Origin of the sequence: Clostridium sp. KNHs205, from assembly GCF_000702945.1 — a bacterium.
Lineage (GTDB): Bacteria > Bacillota > Clostridia > Lachnospirales > Lachnospiraceae > Anaerocolumna.
The window spans coordinates 611,832-636,426 of the sequence record NZ_JNLE01000005.1; the positions used below are offsets into that span (position 1 = coordinate 611,832).

Annotated in this window: 17 protein-coding genes; 3 read left to right on the forward strand and 14 right to left on the reverse strand. The window is 39.3% G+C overall.

The genetic code is table 11. From position 1 onward, the window contains the following. Nucleotides 1-187: 187 nt before the first annotated feature. From BR73_RS0122325 to BR73_RS0122345, 5 genes are all read right to left on the reverse strand, one after another. Nucleotides 188-1,720, reverse strand: a complete 1,533-nt coding sequence (locus BR73_RS0122325) for a DUF5605 domain-containing protein (protein WP_081848844.1) — start codon at nt 1,718-1,720, stop codon at nt 188-190. Nucleotides 1,721-2,471: 751 nt separating this feature from the next. Continuing rightward, nucleotides 2,472-3,947 (reverse strand): cellulase family glycosylhydrolase, encoded by a 1,476-nt coding sequence (locus BR73_RS0122330; protein WP_051685496.1) that lies wholly within the window; start codon nt 3,945-3,947, stop codon nt 2,472-2,474. A gap of 609 nt (nt 3,948-4,556) precedes the next feature. Then, nucleotides 4,557-6,227, reverse strand: coding sequence for a hypothetical protein (locus BR73_RS0122335; protein WP_033168073.1), 1,671 nt, complete (start codon nt 6,225-6,227; stop codon nt 4,557-4,559). 272 nt (nt 6,228-6,499) lie between these two features. Next, complete coding sequence (locus BR73_RS0122340) at nt 6,500-7,477, reverse strand: dipeptidase (RefSeq protein WP_033168074.1); 978 nt, start codon at nt 7,475-7,477, stop codon at nt 6,500-6,502. A 191-nt stretch (nt 7,478-7,668) separates the two neighbouring features. Then, complete coding sequence (locus BR73_RS0122345; RefSeq protein ID WP_033168075.1) at nt 7,669-8,493, reverse strand: C40 family peptidase; 825 nt, start codon at nt 8,491-8,493, stop codon at nt 7,669-7,671. Nucleotides 8,494-8,723: 230 nt separating this feature from the next. Here BR73_RS0122345 and BR73_RS0122350 point away from each other — a divergent pair, with 230 nt between their 5' ends. Further along, nucleotides 8,724-9,290 (forward strand): hydrolase, encoded by a 567-nt coding sequence (locus BR73_RS0122350; RefSeq protein ID WP_033168076.1) that lies wholly within the window; start codon nt 8,724-8,726, stop codon nt 9,288-9,290. Nucleotides 9,291-9,567: 277 nt separating this feature from the next. Here BR73_RS0122350 and BR73_RS0122355 read toward each other — a convergent pair whose 3' ends face one another. Then, nucleotides 9,568-12,219: an alpha-L-rhamnosidase gene (locus BR73_RS0122355; protein ID WP_033168077.1), complete on the reverse strand. Its 2,652-nt coding sequence runs from the start codon at nt 12,217-12,219 to the stop codon at nt 9,568-9,570. Nucleotides 12,220-12,483: 264 nt separating this feature from the next. Between BR73_RS0122355 and BR73_RS0122360 the strand changes: the two genes are divergently transcribed. Continuing rightward, complete coding sequence (locus BR73_RS0122360; protein ID WP_033168078.1) at nt 12,484-13,383, forward strand: AraC family transcriptional regulator; 900 nt, start codon at nt 12,484-12,486, stop codon at nt 13,381-13,383. 375 nt (nt 13,384-13,758) lie between these two features. On the opposite strand, the gene BR73_RS29515 is transcribed toward BR73_RS0122360, so the two are convergent. Further along, the gene (locus tag BR73_RS29515) at nt 13,759-15,297 is read right to left on the reverse strand and encodes a M23 family metallopeptidase (protein WP_242860746.1); all 1,539 of its coding nucleotides are present in this window, start codon (nt 15,295-15,297) and stop codon (nt 13,759-13,761) included. Nucleotides 15,298-15,500: 203 nt separating this feature from the next. After that, complete coding sequence (locus tag BR73_RS0122375) at nt 15,501-16,835, reverse strand: MATE family efflux transporter (RefSeq protein ID WP_347463489.1); 1,335 nt, start codon at nt 16,833-16,835, stop codon at nt 15,501-15,503. A 520-nt stretch (nt 16,836-17,355) separates the two neighbouring features. On the opposite strand from BR73_RS0122375, the gene BR73_RS0122380 reads away from it, so the two are divergent. Next, nucleotides 17,356-18,126: a MerR family transcriptional regulator gene (locus BR73_RS0122380; protein ID WP_033168079.1), complete on the forward strand. Its 771-nt coding sequence runs from the start codon at nt 17,356-17,358 to the stop codon at nt 18,124-18,126. Nucleotides 18,127-18,247: 121 nt separating this feature from the next. On the opposite strand, the gene BR73_RS0122385 is transcribed toward BR73_RS0122380, so the two are convergent. The 6 genes from BR73_RS0122385 to BR73_RS0122405 form a co-directional block, all read right to left on the reverse strand. Then, nucleotides 18,248-19,036: an epoxyqueuosine reductase gene (locus BR73_RS0122385; RefSeq protein ID WP_033168080.1), complete on the reverse strand. Its 789-nt coding sequence runs from the start codon at nt 19,034-19,036 to the stop codon at nt 18,248-18,250. 50 nt (nt 19,037-19,086) lie between these two features. After that, nucleotides 19,087-19,380, reverse strand: coding sequence for a hypothetical protein (locus BR73_RS0122390; RefSeq protein ID WP_197032714.1), 294 nt, complete (start codon nt 19,378-19,380; stop codon nt 19,087-19,089). Continuing rightward, on the reverse strand, nt 19,325-19,483 hold the full coding sequence (locus BR73_RS28900; RefSeq protein WP_156034901.1) for a hypothetical protein: 159 nt from the start codon (nt 19,481-19,483) through the stop codon (nt 19,325-19,327). Before BR73_RS28900 ends, BR73_RS0122390 begins: the two co-directional genes overlap by 56 nt. Before the next feature lie 226 nt (nt 19,484-19,709). Then, nucleotides 19,710-21,572: an ABC transporter ATP-binding protein gene (locus BR73_RS0122395; RefSeq protein WP_033168082.1), complete on the reverse strand. Its 1,863-nt coding sequence runs from the start codon at nt 21,570-21,572 to the stop codon at nt 19,710-19,712. Next, nucleotides 21,565-23,805: an ABC transporter ATP-binding protein gene (locus BR73_RS0122400; RefSeq protein ID WP_033168083.1), complete on the reverse strand. Its 2,241-nt coding sequence runs from the start codon at nt 23,803-23,805 to the stop codon at nt 21,565-21,567. The genes BR73_RS0122395 and BR73_RS0122400 overlap by 8 nt, the downstream gene beginning before the upstream one ends. A gap of 37 nt (nt 23,806-23,842) precedes the next feature. Further along, nucleotides 23,843-24,358: a MarR family transcriptional regulator gene (locus BR73_RS0122405; protein ID WP_033168084.1), complete on the reverse strand. Its 516-nt coding sequence runs from the start codon at nt 24,356-24,358 to the stop codon at nt 23,843-23,845. Nucleotides 24,359-24,595: the final 237 nt, after the last annotated feature.

Sequence of the window (24,595 nt, forward strand, 5' to 3'; positions counted from 1 at the left end):
TATAATTAATATCTCTACCCTTAATTAATAACAACCAGTAATACTGTAAAAAGGATATGTTTCAACAATTCGAGCTACGGAACAGCAGTTTAAATAGCATTAAATCTATAACTCTCATAGGTCGTCCAGTTGGGTGTAGATTATCGTATATGAATCCTTATAAAGAATAACCTGAAATTAACCCAAATCATATCTCATGCTTTAAAATCTGCACAGCTATATATTGTGTACCCGGTAATTCGATACGAAATCTTCCTTTCTTTATTCCTTTCTCTTCCATAGTCATATTCCAGGTATCTAAAACTCTGACTTCATATTCCGTTTCCTCATCAAAGTAAAAATCTCTGAAGGATGGCCTCATAAAACTATAATAGTATAAGTAATACTGTCCTCTATATGTCACGTCCTGGGGAACTGCACATACTTCGTCCCAACTGCACTGTTCATATGGTTTAAGTCCGATGCCCGGAGTCTGCTTCATAGTCTGATAAAGAAACTGGAATCGTTTGTGGCTTTCTCCGTGAAGCTCACCGCCATGGGACCACCACAAGATTTCTTCCTCATGTAAATAGGTTTCACCATGTCCTGCATAACCGCCACGGCAAACTGCCTCCCAGAATCTTCTGAGCATTTCTTCACCGGTTATATTCCCCCACCCATATTGAATATTACCTTCGTAGGCTATCTCATCAAGCACGACTGGCTTCTTATAACGTATCCTCCATTCATCCACCAGTTCAGAGCTCTTATATAGGTCCTGTCTCTGAATGCTGCAATGAGTAACCCATGGACGGCTGTAATCATAAAAGGCTATACAATTATGTATGGACCTTAAATGTCCGTAAGGATCCTTATCACAGAGGATTCTTGCATAGCTTTCCCAATCCTTTAGATTTTTTTCTCTCATTAAATCATATTCATTGGCTAAAGACCACCAAATGTTTCTATATGCTGAAAACCTTGCTGTTATATATTCCCAGTACAGCCTGTCTTCCTCCTTACTCATACAGGAGAACCCCCAGCGATCATAAGGATGCATAACAATCAAGTCCGCCTCAACACCCAATTCCTGCAGTCTTAAGATGCATTTTTCAATGTGCTGAAAATGTTCCGACTGAAACCTTTTGAAATCCCACTCATTTCCTTCTGCCCTGCCATTGTATTGCCCAAAATTCTCTTTATTTAGCAGGGTAGAATCCATGGGTTTGCCTGCATAAGGATAAGAACGAGGTTCACCCAGGTTATAGTCATAATGTTTTGGAAAAATACAGAATCTGATTTTGTTAAAAGAGTATTTCTTTAAATTCTTTAAGGTCTGCTCAATTAAATCATCTGATTGTAATTCCCACACATAACAGGTTGTTCCGATGGAGTAATAAGGTGTTCCGTCTTCGTAAGCAAAATGCCAGGTATTCGCAACTCTTACCGGTCCATGATTGTTTTCTCCTGCCGGATATACCTTAAATCTCCCTTTTCTTATCTCCAGATCAAAATTAGCAGTCAGCTCAAAGGAATATTCCCCTTCAAAGGAAGGCATAAACCTAACCCTGTACAATCCATTTCCATCATAGAAGCCTTCAGCCCTAACAGTTTCATTTGTACCTTGGAAAACAGCCTTTAGCTGATAATCTATAAAAGGATTCTTGTCTGATGGTCCCTGGCAAATTACTTCAAGTATACCCCATTTTTCTACCGAATTGCCATATGTTATACGCCCCATAATAATACCTTTCCTTCTCTTTTCTTTCGTTTCTGTAAAAATATTGTATACCTAATTTCAGAGATCTGCACTGGCAGTTTTAATGATTAGCCGGTATTTTATTAGTGGAATATTCTAAGTGAAAATCTTTATGATAAGGTAACAGTTTCTATGCAGAATGGAAACATTTATTTTATCTTCATAAGTGAAAACTTTTTATAAGGTGGCATGACTATATGAAATGGAGACTTTGATTATTTGATAGTTTTTCTAAATTTAAATTATAATTATTTGATGACATTTTCTATTTAAAATGAAAATTGATTATCTGGTGGCATTCTCTATTTAAATTAAAATTCTGATTATCTGGTGGCATTCTCTATTTAAAATGAAAATTCTGATTATCTGGTGGCATTTTTTTATTATAGGATGGCATTTTCATTACTAAAAATAAGCCTGTGCCAGACTCTGGTGCTGATGTACTGTCAAAATTGTGACATCCTTAAGTTCGTCATTACCTAACATCATACAGTTTTTTTTACAATAGATCGTAATTTACACTACATAAAAAGGAACCAAACTCCTGGTTTAGTTCCCTTTTAACTTGAATTATATCTGACAAAGTTTAGCACAACCGAGACAGCGTTTGAAATTTAATCCCCTTGTTACTTAGGTTACATCTGACTCCTGCTTGTACGAAATGTTCTAAACAGTGTAATGAAATTTCAGACACAATCTATAACAATCTATCTCACTAACAACCGCAACTCAGTTATTTAAGTGTATACGAAAAATTAGTAACCGCTGTTCCTGAGCCCTGTAAGCTAAAAGTAACTGTTCCACCTGCGCTAATGGTACTATTGTAGGACATGGGAGTAATAATAATCTTATCACCAGACACTGTCTGCTGTGCATTCCAGATACTGCTTATGTTAAAATCTGCTTTGTTCACAGTCAGGCTCCAACCATTGATGGCTGTACTGGAGGAATTTGAAATAGTGAAATTCATTATATAACCTGAATTCCAAGAATTAACTGTAGTACTTAATGCCATTATCCCTGTACCCGGTGTGGGTGTTGGTGTCGTAGTTGGTGTTGGTATTACAGAATCTCCTGCCCCTTTTACAAGTGCGGTTACTATAGACGGAAATACCCATGTAAGAGTACTTCTGTTAAATATACCAAAGGTTTCACTTTGATTGGGCACAGAATAGTTATTATCCCACCATATAAGTGGTATTTTCCTGCTTTTTGCTGCTTTAGCGAAATATTCTGCCAATGCAATTCTTGAACTTTCATTGCTTTTGTTAATAGAACCGCATTCCCCGATAACAACGGCAATTCCTTTACTTATGAACTTGTTATATACTGCATCTAATTCACTGTCTAAAGAGGCTTTGTCGCTATCGCTTCCCCAGGAAGAGGTTCCGTTAATATCCATAGCAAAAAAATAGGGTGAGTACATATGCAGCGATACAATACAGTTTTTATCATTATTCGGTATTACCAGATCATCCACTGCCGCAGTAACGGAAGAAGCTGCATATGTCGGTACCAATATAAATCTGTATGTATTATTACCACCTGTCGTACGTATAGCATTTACTGCTGTTAAATTATATGCATTTACGATAGCACGAGCCTGAGAAGTACCACCGGACCATTCTGTTGGATCCCCAACCACTCTTGGTTCGTTCATTGTCTCAAAAATTAAATGCTCATCATAATTCTTGAATCGTGTAGCAATCTGGGTCCAGACCTTTTGCAGAATTGCAGTATTTGTACTTTGGTTTGCTGCATTTGGTATCAGCCAGTTATTTTCATGATGAAGATTGATAATTACATACATACCATTGTCAATACCGTAATTAACAACTTCCTGTACCCTGTCCATCCAGGCAGAATTAATTGTATAATTCGGTGCCGGACCAAACTTTGTATCCCAGGTTACCGGTATACGTATCGTATTAAAACCGGCTTTTTTAATCTCATCTACCATTGCTTTTGTAGTAACCGGATTCCCCCAGGCAGTTTCGTAATCGGTTACAGTCGGGTTATTGATTGTAATATTCGTACAGTCAAGTGAATTACCTAAATTCCAACCCAATTTCATATCCTTTGTCAGTTCCAGCGCAGTAATTGTTTCTAACCTGCTGGCAGCCTTTAAAATGTTAGGCTTATACACCCCCATACTGGTTAACAGCACCAGTACTAATAAAATAACGCCTACTTTCTTTAAAGCTTTCATTATAACCTCCTTATTGTATAATTTATACAGTTACTATTAGATTTTAACATATTTTTCTATATAATCAACAAAATTAATGGATATTTTTTACTTTTCATTTGTAATTACCTGCATTTCTGATTAATCCTGTCATTTAACGATAATAGATTATTCCAGTACATATTTTAGATATCATACTTAGCTCTTTATTACTATAACTTCACTTTTATATATTTCTAAAATAATCTATATTCTTCAGATTACTACCTTCACTGGTGCAGAATTTATTATGACATATTATAGTATCCTCAAAAACTATATAAAAGTGGTATAACAGCATGCTTTCCGAATAATAATAAATACCATGCATTCAGCCTTTATGCTCCATAGCACTGCTTTTTTAACTGTATTCTATCTTAGTCATGTTATTTAATAATTCCTGATTTTTTTTCATTCTCTAATTTAACCGGCTGTTCATTATACAGTATAGCAGTACTGGTGATATCCGTTAGATCCATCACGAAATCTTTCCTGCTGACTGTGAAAAATAATATTACTGCAACCAACAATAAAAGAGTCACCCTCTTAACTTTTCGAGGTATAAACCACACCTCCCTAACAAAACCAACCCTAGATGGTTTGCTCCCACTCTCCACTAGCCTGATATTCCGCAAGTCTTTTTACTGCTCTTTCCACAATATACTCAGGATATCCATAAGCCTTTAACAGCTTAAGTGCGTTGCCTGTATAAGAGATTCCTTTCAGTAGTTTATAATCAAATGTTAACTCACCTTCTATGACCCGCTCCGTGAAATAATAATTATCATATGTTCCCTCTAACAGCCTTGCCAGCTCAATGTCATGAGTTGCTGCCAAACAAATGGTATTCCCTTCTCCAAGACTTCCCAATATCTCTGTGGATGCTGCAATTCTCTCCGGCGTATTGGTTCCCCTGAAGACTTCATCAATGCAGCAGAGTACTCTTTCTTTCTTGGTAGCCTCCAGTATCCTTTTTAAGGATTTTATCTCTGCAAGAAAATAACTGTCCCTGTTTTCAATACTGTCCCTTAAAGCCATTGATGTATAGACCTGGCAGAAATATCCCCGGTATATGCGGGAAGTAGACAAGTAAAGGGTCTGTGAAAGAATTCCATTTAGAGCAACTGCCTTTAGAAAGGTGGATTTACCGGAAGCATTACTGCCGGTAAGAACGATTCCCTTCCTTGCCCTTATGGAGTTAGGAACAGGCTCCAAGACACCTGGATGATATAGTTCTTCTATTATCAATCCCTCAAAATCTTTTGTCCCTTCCTTCTTTAATTCCGGTATTGAATAATAGGGAAGCAGCAGCTTATAATTAGCAACTGCTGTCATTGCATCCAGAAAACCTAAGATTTCAAACAGCCTTCTGGCTTTAGGAAAATTTTTTCTGACTCTGGTGGTAATACTTCCTGTTGCCAGAACATCTGCATGGGTTAGTATACAGATATAATCAAGTACCAGTTCATAAGCATCGGCTACAATTCCTGTTCCTGAGGCCAGAAATACTGATTGTAACCTGACGCCGCGAAAGCACTTAAGAATCTCCCGTAACTCAGGTAGGTAAGGTTTAAGCTCCGGTGAATTTATTTTTATAATTTTATCAGCTGCCTTTAGCATCTTTGAGAAATTCTTAAGATACCACCTGCCGGAATCCGGTATTCTCCATACAGCTTTATAATAGGTATATAACGACACAAACAATGCCAGCACGCTCAGACATCCCCCAACCCAGGGATTTATAAATAAAGCTGTGATTGCTATCAGCGTAAATCCCAAAATACACATATGAAAAAGTGCCGGAATATGCAGGGCTGTCGTACAATGAAGCAGCATTTCATAAGCGGATGCACCATACACCTTACCCAAACGAAAAAATACCTTCTGAAGATTTAAGCGAAGGTCTCTGTCCTCCTTGAGTTTTTCTGACATCTGATGCCGCTCAGCTAAGTGCTTCTCCTCTGTCTCAGGTTTTCGAAGCAGCGCATAGAGATACTCCGCTCCGCAATTTGACTGCGTTATATTCATATCGTTATAAATACGATCCAGCTCCAGGTCATTCCAGGTTATATCATCTATCCCTTCAGCTGAAAACTCTGTCCGGTGATAACAGGCTATAGCTTCCTCTTCCTGTCTCCAGTTATCAGTTCCTTTCTCTTTCCCAAAAGAGCTTTCACGGTACCGGTACATCCGTCTCTTCTGTAAGCTTTGAGCCGTAAATGTAATCGCTGCTACCATAACAATAAATAGTAATATCTCCATATAATTCCCCTTTTAAATCACATCTCATTTGGTGTGTTAATAAACTACTGTACCGGATTAAGCGTCCCGTCTTTAACAGGATAAAAAACTATCCAGATTAGATTTTCTTCAGTACTTGAAATTTACACAATACAACCATCTAAACTGTAGGTCCTTCCATATATTTCTATATTCTACCTTATAGCTATTCATATGTAAATAAAAGGTACAAAAAAGGAGTTCTGTAACATTTCAGAATATTACAGAACTCCTTTAACTTTGTAGCTATATTTTTATAATAACTCCTTATATACCCTTAACACATTTTTATAAAATACAGCCTCTATCTCATTATTACTTAATCCTGCCTTTTGAAGGCTATCAGCCAGCAAGGGTAAAAAGGAACAATCAATTAATTCATCATGTCCCGGTATCCCGTCAAAGTCCGAGCCAAGACCGATACATTCGTATCCACCGACATTTCGGATGTGAAGAATATGTTTTACGATTGCGGAAACCGTGCCTGCACTTTCATCCTCTCCTAAAAAGAAAGGATAGAAATTCATCCCTGTGACCCCTCCCCTTAAAGCCAGTTTTCTTATCATATCATCCGAAAGATTTCTGACATGAGGACAAATGCTGCGGGCATTGGAATGACTTGCCACAAAAGGCTTCGTGGTATGTCTTAACACCTGATAGAAACCAGCATCCGATAAATGGGATACATCGATTATCATTCCGATATTCTCCATTTCATGTATAAATTCAAGTCCAAAATCTGTCAGTCCCTGTGTGGTATTTGGAGTATACCAGTCTGTTTCTTGTCCTCTCATGGTTACATTTGGATAACCAATCCCATTCATGTGGTTCCAGGTCAATGTAAGCATCCTCACACCAAGTCTGTAGTAATTTCTTAAATGGGCCAGGCTTCCTTTCGTAACTCCGCCTTCTTCTATGGTCAATAAAGCCGACAGCTTACCCTCATTGCTGTTTCGTTCAATATCTTCATATCGGAATACCGGTGCTATGTAGTCTGCATTTACCTGTAACTGCCGGTAATATAAATCAATAAGCTCCAGACAATAACTTAGAGCATCTTCTCTTTCCGAAAGATTAACGAACATAGCAAAATTCTGAAGGAGATAATCGCCCTTTTTCATCTTTTCAAGATCTATATGTAACTCACTTTTCGCCAGTGTATCATTTCTGCCTTCTGCCATTCTGGCAAATAACTCAGATATGGTATCACAATGCATATCAATTATTTTCATATTAATAACCAAGCCTTTCTGCTATTTAAATGTATATTACTTTTAAACTCCACACTTATTCCAATTATATATATAATGGTTGTTTGCTATACAGCCTATAAGATTGACATGCACAATGCATCTTTTGCCGGAAGTATTCAATATATACCACATCAGCACTTTCAGACTTCCATACATATCCGCTTTATTTTCTAAGGGAAAATACTTCCCACTTCCTTTAACCGCTGTGCAAGATCTTCACGGTATAATATATCCTTTGGATTCAGGCTGTTAATTACCACTCCGTCACTTCCGTTCCTTGCTGTAGAATGAATATAACGTTCATCCCCCAGGTAAATAGCAACATGACCTGAAAAATACAACAAATCAGCAGGTTTTTTATTTTCCGGCGGAATGGCTCTTACCGGATAACCTGGTTCAATGGATGCATCCCGGTAAATGGTAATTCCATTTAATTGATAAGCCATAAAGCTTAAGCCGGAACAGTCTACTCCTAAAGGAGACTTTCCACCCCACCTGTACTGGCAGCCCAGATATGTTTTCGCTGCCTGAACTATATCATAACGCAAATTATCTTCTTTTTCTACATTAAAATCTGTTATGTAATCACCGAGAAATGCTTCTTTGATATAACCCGTTTCACCGTTGCATAACCCCACTTTTACATACCCCTGAGGGTCAGGTGAGGCGAGGACTGACAAAAGTGCTCCTTTGCATACTGTTAAAATCAGATATCCTCTAACATTAGGTGCAGCTAAAATATCAGCAAAGGGATGTATTACTAACTTTTTAAACTCCTTTTTCCACCTGGAAACCAGGCAATCCTCCATTATCAGTTCTCTGTTATCCACGTAACCCTGGTAACCATACTGAGTTCTTATGTAACTCCAGCCCTTCTCTTTTTCCTCTAAAATAAATACAGGTCTTCCGTAGAAATCTTCGTCCTGCAGCTCTCCTCTTCGGTGAGGGTCTTTTCGCAAGGAGCCAATGGCTGTATTTATGACAGCTTCACACATTAATATCAAACCTCGATCAATTCAACTGCTTATGCTATCATATTCGCGATTTATTTTCTTCATTCAAGAATTAATAACTCTAGGACATTTGACAATAAAAGTTGAAAGTGCTATATTCATATTTAAATAATGGGATATATGATAGAACCTTATTAAAATCAAATAATTCTCAAATGATATTATATTCCGTTTTATTATGTATTAACGACAGCAGACTGAAAGGAGCACATATGAGTTATATACCGACGCCGGAACAGGCCTATGAGATTTTAAAGGAATACAACAAAGACGACTTTCACCTGAAACACGGCAGAATCGTAGCCGGAGTGATGGAGTATTTAGCCAAAGAATACGATCCTGAAAATACGGCTTATTGGAAAACTGTAGGAATGTTACATGATTTAGACTTTGAACTTTATCCTGAGGAGCATTGCATCAAGCTTCAGGAAATAATGAAGGAACTGGATATTGACGAAAGCGTAATCCATGCAGCTGCAAGCCACGGTTATCTGCTTACTGTAGATATCGAACCGGTACGTTATATGGAGAAGGTATTATATGCCGTGGACGAGCTTACCGGTCTTATTGGTGCCGTTGCTCTGATGAGACCTTCAAAAAGCGTATCCGATCTGGAAGTAAAATCTGTTATGAAGAAATATAAGAATGCCAATTTTGCAGCCGGCTGCAGCCGAGAGGTTATTAACCGAGGTGCCCAGATGATGGGAATAGAACTCAATGAATTAATTGATAAAACTATACATGCCATGAGAAGCCTTATGCTCGAAATGGAAATATGATTATTTTAAATCCAGTGATTTTAAAATCCAATGAATGAATTAATAAAGATTGTAATTTAAGCTCTGCTGGTCTCCCCAAGGGAGGCTGTGTGTGGTACTCCCAGCATTCCATGGTTTTTATACAACATGCAGGCCCTAATATTATTTATACCCGATATATGTAATAAGAAAATTTATATCCCCCCTACAAAGCCAGTTTTCCATTAAATCTTTGAAGGGGGTACATTTTAAATTTATTACTATTTTATTTTCTTCTTTATTTATTTACGATTCAGCATTACTGAGCTGTTACCTTTTGCTTTACTTCGTATTTACCTGCTTTCAGAATTATTCTAGATTCCATATCCTCTTTCCGGTAACTTACTCCTGCATCCGAGAGCTTTAAGCCGTTAATTGTTATATCCGAAATCTCCGTATCCGCCAAAACTAACTCTGCCTCCGCATTAAAAGGAATTATAAACTGATAACGCAGGCCATCCTCCTCGTAACACCATCCACTCTCATAATGTCCTGCTGCCGTATCCAATTCAGCTCTTGCATAGGATAGCAGCTTATTGGGCTTGGGTGCGAGTCTTATTTTCCTATAACCAGGATATTTTTCAAGGGGATTGATTCCGCACATATTACGATACATCCATTCAGCAATGGAACCGTAAGTATAGTGATTCAAAGAGTTCATACCCAGTTCACCAAATTTACCGTTCGGAAGTAAGGAGTTCCATCTCTCCCAGATCGTTGTGGCACCAAGCTTTACCTCATAGAGCCAGCTTGGAAATTCCTCATTTAATAAAAGCTTGTAAGCCAGTTCATTGTAGCCGTTTTCGGATAATACCCTGCAAAAATAAGGAGTTCCAACGAAACCGGTCTTAAGGTAATACTTATTGGCTTCCAGATTCATAACCAATGCTTCCAGGATTCTAGGTCTGTAATTCTCCGGAACCAGATCCATAAAGAGTGCGAGAATATATGCTGTCTGGGTATCTGCGGCAAGACGTCCTCTGGGTGTCAGGAATTCGGCGCAGAATGCTGCTCTGACCTCTCCAGCCAGCTTACCATATTCTTCTGCAAGGTCATTCCTGCCAAGTACTGCAGCTGCTTTTGCCAATATATCAGAAGAATAGGCATAATAAGCTGTTGCAATTAAGTCTGTAGGAGTTCCTCCAAAAGGATTGAAGTCCCCCTGTCCATCCAGTGCAAGCCAGTCACCAAAATGAAAACCTGTGTTCCATAACCTGCTGCCATCATCCTGCTTTCTGATGTATTCCACATAAGAAATCATACTATTTAGTTGTTCTTTTAAGACTTCCTTATCACCATAATGAAGATACAGATTCCAGGGTATTACCGTTGCAGCCTCTGACCAGGCAGAGGAACCACCGGATAAAAAGCTGTTCTCACCTTCATTACCTAAATCAAAGGTAGGAACAGTATGGGGAACAATTCCACCTAAGGCTTCCTGTTCTCTTGCTAGGTCATAAAGGAATTTCCGGAAAAAGGCATCGCAGTCCATATTCATGCAGGCAGTTCCGGAAAACATCTGTGCATCTCCCGTCCAACCCATTCTTTCATCTCTTTGAGGACAATCTGTAGGTACATCCAGGAAGTTACCTTTCTGTCCCCATAATGCATTCTGGAAAAGACGGTTGACCATTGGGTTAGAAGTCTCAATATTTCCGGTTCTTAAAAGGTCAGAGTATACTACACATCCTGTAAAATCCTCTTTTTTGATCTCACTCGTAAAACCTTCTACTTTGACATAACGAAATCCATAGAAAGTGAAATGAGGCTGTACCTCTGCCTTATGACCGTCACTTATATATTCAAACTCAGCTTTGGCTGTTCTGAGATTCTCTCTGTAAAAGCATCCATCCTGCAATTCTTCTCCATATTGGAGCTTTATTCTTGTGCCTTTAGGTGCCTCCACCTGGAAGCTTAACCACCCTACCATATTCTGCCCCATATCCAGTACAGTTTCACCGGTAGGGGTTGTAATTACCTTTACCGGAGTAAGCTTTTCTTTGATTCTAACAGGGATGCTTCTTCTGGCGGACAGTAAGCTGCTATCAATTTCAATGGGTTTAACTCTGCTCCAATCTTCATCGGATACCTGTGTGGTTGACCAGCCATTTATCTTCTTTCTGGCATCCTGGAGCTCTCCATCATAGATACTGCTCTCCATTACATGGGAACCCGTTGCCCTCCAGGTATTATCTGTTCTTATTCTTTCAGTACTGCCATCCTCATAGGTAAGTTTAAGCTCACAAAGCAATGCAAATTCATTTCCATAGATACCTTCTGTTTTCCCCAGAAAACCAAAGCGCCCTTTATACCAGCCATTTCCAAGGAGTACCCCAATGACATTGTCACCTTTTTCTAACAGCTCCGTTACATCGAAGGTCTGATATTGGATCCAATTATTATAACTGTTGCAATAAGGGGTAAGATATTCATCTCCTACTCTGCTTCCATTTAACTCAGCTTCATAAAGACCCAGACCACATATATAGAGTCTGGCTTTCTTAACCTCTCCCTTAACCTGAAAGTTTTTTCTGATATAGGGATGGGAAACTTCCTCTTTCCAGTCAGGTGTAATCCAGATGCCACTCCAGGGGTTGGAAAGCTTTGAGGTTTCAAACCAGGCAGTATTACTGCTGACTTCCCCGCAATCTGTCCATACATGGACTCTCCAATAATATCTGGTCTCCGGCAGCAAGGTAATATCCGGTGTATAACCAATACTGTCGATTGTCTCCTCCCTGCCGCTATCGTGCACAAGGTCTGAGAATTCTTTGTCTAAAGCAATTTCAATTCGGCAGGCAGTCTGAACTGTAGCTTCCTCAGTTTCTGTTATCCAGCTTAAAATCGGCTTGTCCAGTACATATCCTAAAGGATTGACAATACGGTTACATTTCATTGCGCTTATCTTCATTTTATTTTCCTCCCTTATAATAATTGTAGGTAGAAGTCTCTCATCAATCAGATATAATGATTGTTGGTACTGCATTCTCTAATTTTTAAGATATATTAGCTGTCAGAATAAATTCTCTGATTTCTCAAATATAATGATTGTCAGTACTGAATTCTCACAACTTTCAGATATAATCAATAATAGAAACTTCAGTTATATTTATATTATACTTATTTTTATTTTCAATTTCCTTGGGCTATATTATAATAAGATGGGGTGAATTTTATGAATGATAATAAATTCTACCGGGATACCGGTGAAAGCTTTTTTACTAACGGAAATTCCATTTACATTAACTATATCAATGAAAACACAGAACCACACCTGCATGTACATGATTTTATCGAGATATCCTATGTTGCTTCCGGAACAGGAATTCATATCATAGGCGATAAACAATATGATGTCCGAAAGGGAGATTTATTTCTGATAAACTATCATATACCTCACGAGTTCCGCTCTTTTCCTGCTCCTATGGCTCCTTTGATGGTGTATAACTGTGTCTTTAAACCGGACTTTATCGATGTGAATCTTTTGGATTATAAAGAATTTACCGATGTAATCCACTATCTTTCCTTTCGTTCCATTTTTGCTCTGGAGTCAGAAAATATAGAAGATATCAAAATCCTTGGGGTTGAAAATAACTCACTGGAAGCAATATATAAAAAAATGCTTGGGGAGTTCACTGATAAAGAAGAGGGATATATAGAACTTCTGCGTGTGTATCTTATTGAACTTCTTATTAAGATCTTCCGCTCCTACAAAAATTCCGGAACCAGTACGACAACTATGATGTCCCACCATGCGAAAATGATAGAACAGTCCATCCAGTATCTGAAACTTAATTATTCTGTAAATACCAAACTCACCGATCTGGCAGCACAGTCTTTCTTAAGTCCAAATTATTTTTGTAAGCTTTTTAAAGATTATGCCGGTATGACCATTTCAGAATATGTACAAAGACTGCGTATAGAAGAAGCTTGTAATTTGTTAATGGCTACAGAGGATAAGGTTATCGTAATAGCACAGAAAGTTGGATATAACGATATCAAGCATTTTAATGAAGTGTTCAAACGACTAACTGGTATGACCCCACGGGAATACAAGAAACAGGTACGTATTTAATGAGCAGATATTCGACCATTATAATAATGTTATTATTTTATACAATTATCGAATCTATATAATATTCGATAATTGTCGTATATCAAAATCTAATTCGTACTTCCATTCAACCGGAATGTATAAATGAACTTCAGATTTCCTATTACTAGCTTAGAACAACAAACAGACAGTGTACGAGCTGCTGACAACAAAAGGGTTGTATCTCCTCCAGTGAACATATCACAGAGGGAGCATACAGCCCTTTTTGTTACCGGGGAAGCGCTTTATTAAGTGTTGCTATAAAAACTTAGTTGCTGCCGGAGTGAATCAGGTAGTTAGTCTTTTCCTCCTGAATAAAAAATGACAAAAAGACCACTTCTTTAGTCAGCATTTCTGTTATTCCCCGGTACCATCTGACGGTTCACCAGTGGGTTGTTCAGTAGGTGCAGGGGAAGACTGCTGACCTGTTCCACCATTTTCATTTATCGGCTCTCCCATATCTTCGTCAGTATTATGGGGTGTTATATTATACTTATCTCTATTCTTTTCAAAATCCTCTGCTGCTGGATCTTTTATATCATAAACCCTTACCCATTCCTTGGAATCAGCGACTTTTTCCGTTTCAGAACGGTTTCGGTACAGGAACTTTACAAGTTCATAACAGTCTATCCATATCTCATTATTTCCCTCTTTCTGGGATTCATCAAAAATCAACTGTAAACCAAAATGAAGATGGGGCGTATCTATGTTATTGACATTCTCCGTAGTACTGTAACCGGTTCTGCCAAGATATCCTATAACATCACCTGCCTGAACGACACTGCCTGTGGCCAACTCTTTGTTATATGGGTAGTTCTTTCTAAGATGCGCATAATAGTAATAACGCTTACCGTCAAAACTTCGGATGCCAATACGCCAGCCTCCATAACGATTCCATCCCAAAGCTTCTACATATCCAGACTCCACGGCAATAACCGGCGTTCCCACCTGTCCCATCATATCATGGCCCAAATGTCTTCGTTTATATCCATATGTACGCGATACACCAAAATCATCATAATCACTGTAAGGGAAATATTTAGCCAGAGGAAGATAAGCTTTTAGACCATACTTTTTCTCCCATACGGTGCCTTCAGCACTTTCCTGCTGCTTTGTACTGTCTTCCTGACCTGTACTGTTCTCTTTTCCTGTACTCACCTGTGTATTATTTCCTTTTTCTGTATTATTTCCTTTTGCTGAATCATTTCCTTTTGCTGAATTTTCAGTCTTCGTTGTATCAGTTCCCTGTGCTGTATTATTTTCCTTCGTTGTGTCAGTCCCTTGCTTTGTATTATTTTCTTTCGTTGTATCAGTCCCTTGCTTTGTATTATTTTCTTTCGTTGCTTCATTCCCTTGCGTTGTATCCGTTCCTTGTGCAGCATCAGTTCCTTGTGTGTTACTATTATTCTGTTCCGTACTACTGACATTCACTGATTCTATCTCATAGTCTCCTACAAATCCTCCAAGAACTGCTGTATAGACCTCCAGATAATAAGGATAATACTTCATATCCTGAGTTAATGCTGCCATTGTAGTCTCGCCGCTTTTCAGCTTTTCGGCAAGACTATCTATATCCTTATCCTTGTATTTCGAAAAATCCCCTCCATACCTGGTTCCCAGATATGCTAAGAGCTCTATCCAGTTTAATTTCACACTTTCTGACTGAGAAGCTACATCCAGGTCATAGGCTCTGCCCATAGCTTTCGCCGTAACATCAAAATCCACCCATTTTATGTATTTCTTCTCTGTATTCTCCTCTGAAAGAAAGCGCGGAAGAAAGGTTTCTTTCATAAAGTTTCCGATTCCGCCGCCTTTACCGCCGCCGAATACCATACCCCCTATTAATACAAGAAGCAGAACTGCTTCTATGATAATACCATACTTTATTTTTTTCATAAAAAGAAAACCCTCATCCATAAACTGTAGTAACATTTTATGTCATGAGGATTTTACTTAGCACTTTAAACCGCAAAAACCTTATTAAATTCTTTCTCACCCACCAGCTCCCCTCATGCAGAATCTGCTTGCAAAGGGATTAATGCCACAAACTCAGGTGAGAATCAAACTTATAGAATACTTGCTAAACTTTAACTCCGGTATCAGTGTATATAAGCGTGTTTTACCCATTTGCCTCTGACAAATCGCAAGGTAAAACAGATTGCCCGGAACAGCCAGTCTATTGTCATGGCAACCCAGACTCCCAATACTCCCATTTTAAGCCCTTTTACCAGCAGATAACTGAAAGCAATTCTCCATACCCACATGGATACTATGGAAATGATCATGGTAGTTCTTACATCGTTTGCTGCTCTTAATGCATTGGGCAGTGCAAAAGACAGCGGCCAAACAATACAGCAGCAGATGCTGTGATAAAGAATAAGCATAAGCGTTGTCTCTTCTGCCGCAGGTGATAATTTAAATACCCATACAATAGGTTCTCTAAGAAGAATAATTCCGATATTTAATCCGCACATGATAAGGTAGCAGGCCTTCATAAGCTTCTTGGTATAGTTCTTTGCTTCTTTGATATTACCGGCTCCGATACAACGTCCGACTACCGTGATCATTGCAAGCCCCATTGCACTTCCTGGGATCAGGGCAAATCCGGCAATGGTACCGGCTGCCGCATTGGCAGCTATCGCAACGGGGCCAAGGCTTGCCGTCAGTCCCTGTACCATAATCTTTCCTATCTGAAAGATACTGTTTTCAAGACCATTTGGCACACCGATATTTAGAATTCTTTTTATCATCTGAAAATCAATTCCCGTTCGGAGAATATTATTCATATGTATGGGATTCTTCTTATTACAGATCAGGATAAACATAATGATCGCTGATACCGCTCTGGCAGTAAGGGTAGGAACTGCAACGCCCTCTACTCCCATATCCAGAAGAAAAATCATAATATAAATTCCCACAGCGTTAATAATATTCATCAGAAGGGAAACATACATGGAAACCTTGGAATTACCCATTGCACGAAACAGCGCTGCACAGGAATTATAGACTGCCAGAAAAGGAAAGGAAAATGCCGTAATAAAGAAATAAATCTTAGCACTATCCATTATTGCCGCTTCCTGCTTGCCATATATCATAATCAGAATATTCTCATTTCCAATTAACGAGATAAGCATTATAACCAGTGAAATCATCAGAGTAGTAATTATAAGCTGGCTTCCTGCTTTACTGGCATTATCATTTTCTTTACGTCCCATGTATTGGGAAGATACTACCGCACCACCCGTAGCCAGGGAGGAAAATAGCGTAATGAGAAGAACATTAAGGGTATCTACCAGTGAGACTCCTGATATACCGGCTTCTCCCGTTGCTCTTGATACCATAATAATTCCGACAAGTCCTACAGACACTGCCAAAATCTGCTCAATAATCAGTGGTAAGATCAGCTGGAATAGCTGCTTTCTGGTAAACATCATAATAATCGTAGCCTTTCTGTATTAAGGTGCCATAGCACGTCTCGTTTTACCTCTGTTCTAAAAACTGCAATCTTCAGATTGCCCTTTAAAACAGAAACTCCCGATCATAATCCAGGAGGGTTCCATTGTCAGGTGACTTATATAGTGTAAATCTTCCGTTAAAAGCATGTAAATTTCATTATGACCCTTTCTGTAATAAATTACAATATGATTTCGACAAAAATTCATGTAGTATCTTATGCAAAAAAAATTTTATATTTCCTATTGACATTCACATTACGTAAAGGTTTATGATAAATTCATGGTTGATGATTACTGCATCCGGAGCCGTCCCTCTTCAACCTGTGTGCACACATAAAACAAATAGCCTTACAGGCTGAAAATCAGGTTTCAGCAACGAACGAAATAAAGAGTAGCATATAACTGTATAATTGATCCTTGCAGACCTCAGGAAAGGCATAGCAGATATCAATTTGTAACAGCCAGCAAATCAGCCTCAAAGGGCGGAACAGGAGAAAACATGGAATATACCATACTAAAATTAAGTCAGATGGCAGGTGTCAGCACCAGAACATTAAGACATTATGACAGCATAGGTCTGTTAAAGCCCCTGCGAACCAACTCCTCCGGTTACCGTATATACGGCCAGAAAGAAATCGCTCTGCTGCAGCAGATACTTTTCTACCGGGAGCTGGGATTTGGCCTTGAAGAAATACGTTCCATTGTCCTTAGCCCTGGCTTTGACAACCTTACAGCCTTACAGGAACACCGCAGGAAACTTAAACAGGAAAGAGAACGGCTGGATATTCTCATATCCACCGTCGATAAAACCATTGATTCAGTAACAGGGAGGAAGACCATGACAGACAGAGATAAATTCGAAGGATTTAAGAAGGACCTTGTAGCAGCAAATGAAGCGAAATACGGGAAAGAAATCAGAGAAAAATATGGAGATGAGACCATCGATAAGTCCAATCAACGAATGTTGAAGCTGACCAAAGAGGAGTATGACAGATGGGAGGAATTAAGCAGGCTTATTCACATTACACTGAAAGAGGCTTATGAAACCAAAGACCCCTCCGGTGAAAAAGCCCAGGAAACAGCTCGCCTTCACAGAGAATGGCTGACCTTAAGCTGGGGGCATTATAACAAAGAAGCCCATGCAGGATTAGGTGATATGTATGCAGCAGATGACCGTTTTAAGGCTTATTATGATAAGGAGCAGGATGGACTTGCTGAATTCTTAAGAGATGCTATCCATGTATACACAGCTGATTTAAAGGATGAATAATCGTTGAATAAATTTATACAAACCACTTTTTATTAAGATACAGCTTCGGCTGTTCTCAAGAAAAGTGGTTTGTATTAAATATTTTATGTAATAAACTCTAAATCTTCTTATATTCCATCTGTTACATTAATGGTATGCCGTGTTCACAGGGAACACTGATGTTGCATTTGGCACAGCCGTAGCGGGGTTTAAATAAAGGTTGTATTACATGATCAAGATAATGCGCGCAAATGCCGTTATCTTTACCTTTCCTGTCTATTGCGGCAGGTGGACATTTCTTAATACAGGCACCGCATTTCCCCTTTGTCAGAAAAGGACAGTACTCATCATATCTGGAATATGGTCTGGTGGTTGGTTCCAATTGAAGGTTTGTAATTACGCTTCCAATCCGGCCGGTAGTACCTTTCTTTGTAATCAAAGCTCTATGTAAGCCAAAGGTTCCAAGGCCGGCAGCAAATGCTGCATGCCTTTCAGACCAGTTGCTTATCCTGTTTACGATTTTATAGCGGCTATCCATGGCCGGTGCTATGGAACTTCCACCATACTCCTCAAACAACTCCAGCAAAAACAAGCGGACCTCTCTGTTATACACCTCACCATCAATACGGGCAGATACCCATTCTTCTGAGGGGAGTCCCCCACCTCTGTTGGAATCGATAATCTCCTTTGTAAAGGGAAGAAAATACACCACCACAGACTTTGCTGTTTCAAGCCATTCATGAGGTGTCAAAAAGTCCGGTCCAACAATTCCTTCTTTCTTAAACTCTGTAAATAACTCATCATCTGCAGAAGCAATCCCTATAAGAGGCGTTTCATACATTTTGATATGCTTGTGAGCCTCCAGACTATTTCTTCTATCATTTTTAATAAATTCAGAAAGTTTGCTTTGAATATCAGTACCCAAAAGCATAGCTTATCTCCCTTTCTTTGCCATCAAAGCATAAAGAGTGACCCATTTATTTACCTTGCTGGTTTTCCGGCTTTAAAGCTTGGAATGGTTTTTGATTTTCCCAATATATACTTACCCTCTTCTGCCTTCTTCTCCTCGAGGCGTTCCCATGCCTTGTCACACCGTTTGCTCTTCCCGGCTCCCAGTATCGTAAGTGCATACAAGGTGTTTTGTATACCGACTTTAACGGCATCCATAGGGTAGAAGGTATTACCCATCTCATTAACTACGGTACCGAGGCTGGTGTCTTTATTCTTCTGACTCTGTTTCTTCCTTGTAGTAATGATTATTATAAGTATTACCACTATTATTACCAATACCTTGCTTTACAGGAGACATAAGTATCCCAAGTAAAACACCGCCTAAAAAGCAAGTAGTTCCCATCAAAAATACCGTTAATTTTTTCATATGCGTATCCTTTCTGAAATGATTATTTTTTATTAATCTTACCACATTATTACAAGAAACTCTATTCTATTTTATATAACTCTACTCCATAATTACAATTCACATAATAGAACACCCTCTGCCTTAAATTCAGATACCTTTTAAGCAGAGGGTGTTTATAGAACCATTAAATTAATATTAATCTATATTACAATTTATAGCTAGCAGTATACTGATCCTTTATAATTTAAGCAGTCTCTTCAAACTGTGAATTATAAAGTCCTGCATAGAAGCCCTGTTTCTTTAACAACTCTTCATGGCTGCCCTGTTCCACGATATCTCCGTCCTTCATAACAAGGATAAGGTCAGCATCTTTGATGGTTGAAAGCCTGTGGGCAATGATAAAGCTGGTTCTGCCTTTCATAAGGTTATCCATAGCCTTCTGGATTCTGACTTCGGTTCTGGTATCTACGGAGCTTGTAGCTTCATCCAGAATCAGGATCTTGGGATCTGCCAGGATAGCTCTTGCTATGGTCAAGAGCTGCTTCTGACCCTGGGAGACATTGCTGGCTTCTTCATTTAATACCATCTGATAGCCATCGGGAAGGGTTGATATAAAATGATGGGCATGTGCCGCTTTTGCAGCTGCAATAACCTCTTCATCCGTTGCATCTTCTTTACCGTAACGGATATTCTCCATTATACTTCCGTTAAATAGCCAGGTATCCTGTAATACCATACCAAACATCTTACGCAGTTCTCCACGGTTGAAGTCTTTAATGTTGTGACCGTCAATCAGTATCTCGCCGGAATTTACATCATAGAAACGCATTAGCAGTTTTACCATAGTAGTCTTACCGGCTCCGGTGGGACCTACAATTGCAATCTTCTGTCCTTTTTCGATTTCAGCAGAGAAATTATTGATAACGATCTTATCAGGGTTATAGCCGAATTTAACATTCTTAAATTCTACTCTGCTCTCAACAATCTCAGGATTAACGGGATTAGGAACGGTCTGATCTTCTTCCTCTTCTTCCAAGAACTCAAATACTCTTTCCGCTGCAGCTGCTGTCTGCTGTAGCTGAGTGGAAATCTGGGCAATCTGGGAAATAGGCTGGTTAAAGCTTCTTACATATTGAATAAAGGACTGGATATCACCGACTTCGATGGTTTTCTTGATTGTCAGATAACCACCCAGGATTGCAACGGCTACATAACCGATATTTCCCACAAAGCCCATAATAGGCATCATCATACCGGATAAGAACTGAGACTTCCAGGCAGAACCGTATAAGGTGCTGTTGGACTTTTCAAATTCTTCGATTACCTGTTTCTCACCATTAAAAGCCTTAACAATGTTGTGACCGGAATACACTTCCTCTACCTGGCCATTCACATGACCCAGATATTCCTGCTGTGACTTGAAGTATTTCTGAGATTTCTTCATGATAAAGGCTATCAGCACTGAAGAAACCGGAAGTGTAAGTACAGCAACAATTGTCATTCTGCCGCTGATGGTTATCATCATAATTGTAATACCAATAATTTGGGTTATTGCGGTAATTACCGTAGTAATACTCTGATTTAAGCTCTGGCTTAAGGTATCGACATCATTTGTTACTCTGGATAACACTTCACCATGGGTCTTGGTCTCAAAGTAGTTCATTGGCATGCGGTTTATCTTGGTTGATATTTCAGTTCGCAGCCTGTAGGTAACCTTCTGGGTTACGCCTGACATGATATATCCCTGGATAAAGTTAAATACTGAACTTGCAATATACAATATAAGTAATACGATAAGCGCTTTGCCTATCTTGGTAAAATCAATTTCGCCGGTTCCCCGAAGCTTTGCTGAATAACCTGTAAAAATATCTGTAGTGATATTACCCAGACGCTTCGGTCCTACGATAAAGAATACCGCACTGCCCGCTGCAAACAGCATTGCAAGTATAATGCTTATTTTATAAACAGATATATATTTTACCAGCTTTGATACGGAGCCTTTAAAATCCTTGGGTTTCTCAACTGGCCCGCCAAAAGGACCGCCGCCCATAGGTCCTCTGCCGCCTCTGTGCGGACGTGCTGCCTGTTTATTTCTCTCATCACTCATATGCCAATTCCTCCTTTGACAGCTGTGATAATGCAATCTGATTGTAAACCTCGCAATTTCTCAGCAGCTCCTGATGAGTACCTTTTCCTACGATCTTGCCCTCATCCAGAACGATTATCTGATCTGCATGAAGAATCGTGGATATTCTCTGAGCAACAATAAGAATGGTCTTATTCTTGATTTCCTCATTCAAAGCCTTACGAAGTGCCACATCTGTCTTGTAATCAAGAGCAGAGAAGCTGTCATCAAAGATAAAGACATCGGGATCCTTGGCAATTGCTCTTGCAATGGAAAGTCTTTGCTTCTGACCGCCTGAGACATTATTACCGCCCTGGGATATAGCTGTTTCATACTTTTCCGGTTTTTCTTCAATGAAATCTATCGCCTGTGCAATACGCGCAGCTTTCTTTATTTCCTCTTCCCCGGCATCCTGCTTACCGTATTTGATATTGGATTCAATGGTTCCGGTGAACAGTACCCCCTTCTGGGGAACAAAACCTATCTTCTCACGCAGATCATGCTGTGTCAGATCTCTTACATCAACACCATCCACCAGAATATTTCCCCCGGTTACATCATAGAATCTCGGTATCAAATGAACCAGAGTGGACTTACCGCTACCAGTACTTCCGATAAATGCAGTTGTCTTACCGGGTTCTGCCGTAAAGCTGATGTCCTCCAATACATTATCCTCTGCACCAGGATATTTAAAACAGACGGAATTAAATTCCACATAACCTTTTTTGTCCGCCTTAAATGCTTTGGACGAAGCAGGATCATGGATGGTAACCTCAGACTCCAGTACTTCCAGGATACGTCCGGCTGCAACGGTTGCCCTTGGCAGCATTATAGATATCATAGTGAACATCAGGAAGGAGAAGATTATCTGCATGGTATACTGTAGGAATGCCATCAAATCACCGACCTGCATATTTCCGTCACTGATTCCATGAGCACCGCTCCATAGAATAAGTACAGATACACCGTTCATGACAAACATCATAACAGGCATCATAAAGGCCATGGATCTGTTTACAAATAGGTTCGTAGCGGTCAGATCTTTATTGGCAATATCAAAACGCTTTTCCTCTGTCCGCTCTTTATGGAACGCCCGGATAACCGGAAGTCCTGTAAGGATTTCCCTGGTTACCAGATTCAGCCTATCCACCAGTTTCTGTATTGCTTTAAACTTAGGCATGGCTACTGCAAACAGGATCCCCACTACCATGATAATAATAAGTACGGCAAGTGCAATGATCCAGGTCATGGATACATTGGTATTCAATACCTTGATTACACCTCCGATTGCAAGAATCGGCGAATAAAATACAATACGGATTAAGAATACCAGCATCATCTGTATCTGCTGAATATCATTGGTACTTCTTGTTATCAGGGAAGCAGTGGAAAAATGGTCGAATTCCGAGTTGGAAAAACCAACCACCTTACGGAATACCTTACCCCTGAGTTCCATACCAAGGCCTGCTGCTATTCTGGCTGAGAAGAAACCTACCAGTACAGTAGCAATCATGGCAATTAGAGCAAAGCCTAACATCTTAAGTCCCGCAAAAAGAATATACTGTGTCTGTAACTTATCTGTATCTATTCCTAAAGCTTTATACTCTTCCTTTACTACCTTGGTAGCTGCCTGAACCCGCATGGAATCAGACAAGGCCGCAAAAGACGTTTTTATTGGTTCAAGTATCTGTACTGTCTGCTCTTTGGGCAAAGATACGATCATCTGTAACAAGGTCCCATTCTTAAGCTCGTCAGGAACGACAGTTTTCAGCTGTTCCTTTATTAGTTCAGATTTTTCCGTTTCCTGGCTTAATGTACCTGCCAGCAGCATAGAATCTGCCAGGATATTATTTAAATGCTCAATATTTTCTTTATCATTTAACACATATATATTTTCGTTGGATAGTTCCGGGTATTTTTTCAAATAATCCTTATATTCAGTGTCAGAAACAGAATCCTTTGTTACTAATGTATAAGAATCCATTACATCCTTTTGTCCGTTCTCATCCAGAAAATATAGATAAACCTTCATATGGCTTTCCAGTATGGCTTCCGGGGCGGCATTCTCGATTCCTCCTCCCTGTATACCTACATCCACGATTTTAGAGGTATAAGTAGGAAGGGACAAATCACAATAAGCCTGCAATCCCAGAAGGGCAATTACCACAAGCATGATAGCCCAGGAGGATCTTAACAGTTTTAATAATTTAAACATGGGTGCTCCTTTCTAATATGTTCTTACTTTGTTGCCATTAGAAATCATCCGTTTTATCTGATTCCCCCAACACCTCGACCATGGCATCATATAACTTGTTAAGCATTTCAATTAAGCTTCTCGTGTTATTTTCTCCCATTTTCAGAATGGTATTATCCGTAAATATCCGCAGTTGTGATATTGACTCCTGGATAATCTCATGCCCTCTGTCCGTCAGGCATATATATACAACGCGACGGTCTTTGGTATCAGTTATTCTCATTACATAACCTTTTTCTTCTAAAGCTTTCAGCATTTTAGACGTGGCCGACTTGGTAGAATGAACCATTTTACTAAGTTCACCGACACGTACTCCCAGCTCGTTAGTCTCGGCTTCCTTCGCTCCGCAATGCTTTCCGCCGTGATGTATTGCACCTAACATCATAAATTCAGCCGGATACAGACTTCTATTCCCATGAAGTCTTCCCATCAGCTTGCGTACTTTATTCAAGGTGGTAATGAACTCCTGACTTATGGTTCCTTCATAATCCTCATCTTCCCGTTTATCTGCCATTATTACGATTCCTCCTTAAGAACTCCCCAGTACCGAGCTCTTATATTCTTTTGCACTCATTTTGTTGAGTACCTCAACTATTGAGATGCTCAACCAATATTATAGTTCTTTTTTCCATGAAGTCAATAGAACTTTTGAAAAACAGCATTTTACATAAATGGACTAAGAAAACTCCTTTTATTGTTTTAAATTTGCACAATTTATCTGGTTGTTTCATATGGTTCTTCTGAATTATAC

Coding starts and splice junctions, on each gene's coding strand:
- BR73_RS0122325 (WP_081848844.1), bottom strand. CDS start 1,720: ATGGGGCGTATAACATATGGCAATTCGGTAGAAAAATGGGGTATACTT.
- BR73_RS0122330 (WP_051685496.1), bottom strand. CDS start 3,947: ATGAAAGCTTTAAAGAAAGTAGGCGTTATTTTATTAGTACTGGTGCTG.
- BR73_RS0122335 (WP_033168073.1), bottom strand. CDS start 6,227: ATGGAGATATTACTATTTATTGTTATGGTAGCAGCGATTACATTTACG.
- BR73_RS0122340 (WP_033168074.1), bottom strand. CDS start 7,477: ATGAAAATAATTGATATGCATTGTGATACCATATCTGAGTTATTTGCC.
- BR73_RS0122345 (WP_033168075.1), bottom strand. CDS start 8,493: ATGTGTGAAGCTGTCATAAATACAGCCATTGGCTCCTTGCGAAAAGAC.
- BR73_RS0122350 (WP_033168076.1), top strand. CDS start 8,724: ATGAGTTATATACCGACGCCGGAACAGGCCTATGAGATTTTAAAGGAA.
- BR73_RS0122355 (WP_033168077.1), bottom strand. CDS start 12,219: ATGAAGATAAGCGCAATGAAATGTAACCGTATTGTCAATCCTTTAGGA.
- BR73_RS0122360 (WP_033168078.1), top strand. CDS start 12,484: ATGAATGATAATAAATTCTACCGGGATACCGGTGAAAGCTTTTTTACT.
- BR73_RS29515 (WP_242860746.1), bottom strand. CDS start 15,297: ATGAAAAAAATAAAGTATGGTATTATCATAGAAGCAGTTCTGCTTCTT.
- BR73_RS0122375 (WP_347463489.1), bottom strand. CDS start 16,835: ATGATGTTTACCAGAAAGCAGCTATTCCAGCTGATCTTACCACTGATT.
- BR73_RS0122380 (WP_033168079.1), top strand. CDS start 17,356: ATGGAATATACCATACTAAAATTAAGTCAGATGGCAGGTGTCAGCACC.
- BR73_RS0122385 (WP_033168080.1), bottom strand. CDS start 19,036: ATGCTTTTGGGTACTGATATTCAAAGCAAACTTTCTGAATTTATTAAA.
- BR73_RS28900 (WP_156034901.1), bottom strand. CDS start 19,483: ATGAAAAAATTAACGGTATTTTTGATGGGAACTACTTGCTTTTTAGGC.
- BR73_RS0122395 (WP_033168082.1), bottom strand. CDS start 21,572: ATGAGTGATGAGAGAAATAAACAGGCAGCACGTCCGCACAGAGGCGGC.
- BR73_RS0122400 (WP_033168083.1), bottom strand. CDS start 23,805: ATGTTTAAATTATTAAAACTGTTAAGATCCTCCTGGGCTATCATGCTT.
- BR73_RS0122405 (WP_033168084.1), bottom strand. CDS start 24,358: ATGGCAGATAAACGGGAAGATGAGGATTATGAAGGAACCATAAGTCAG.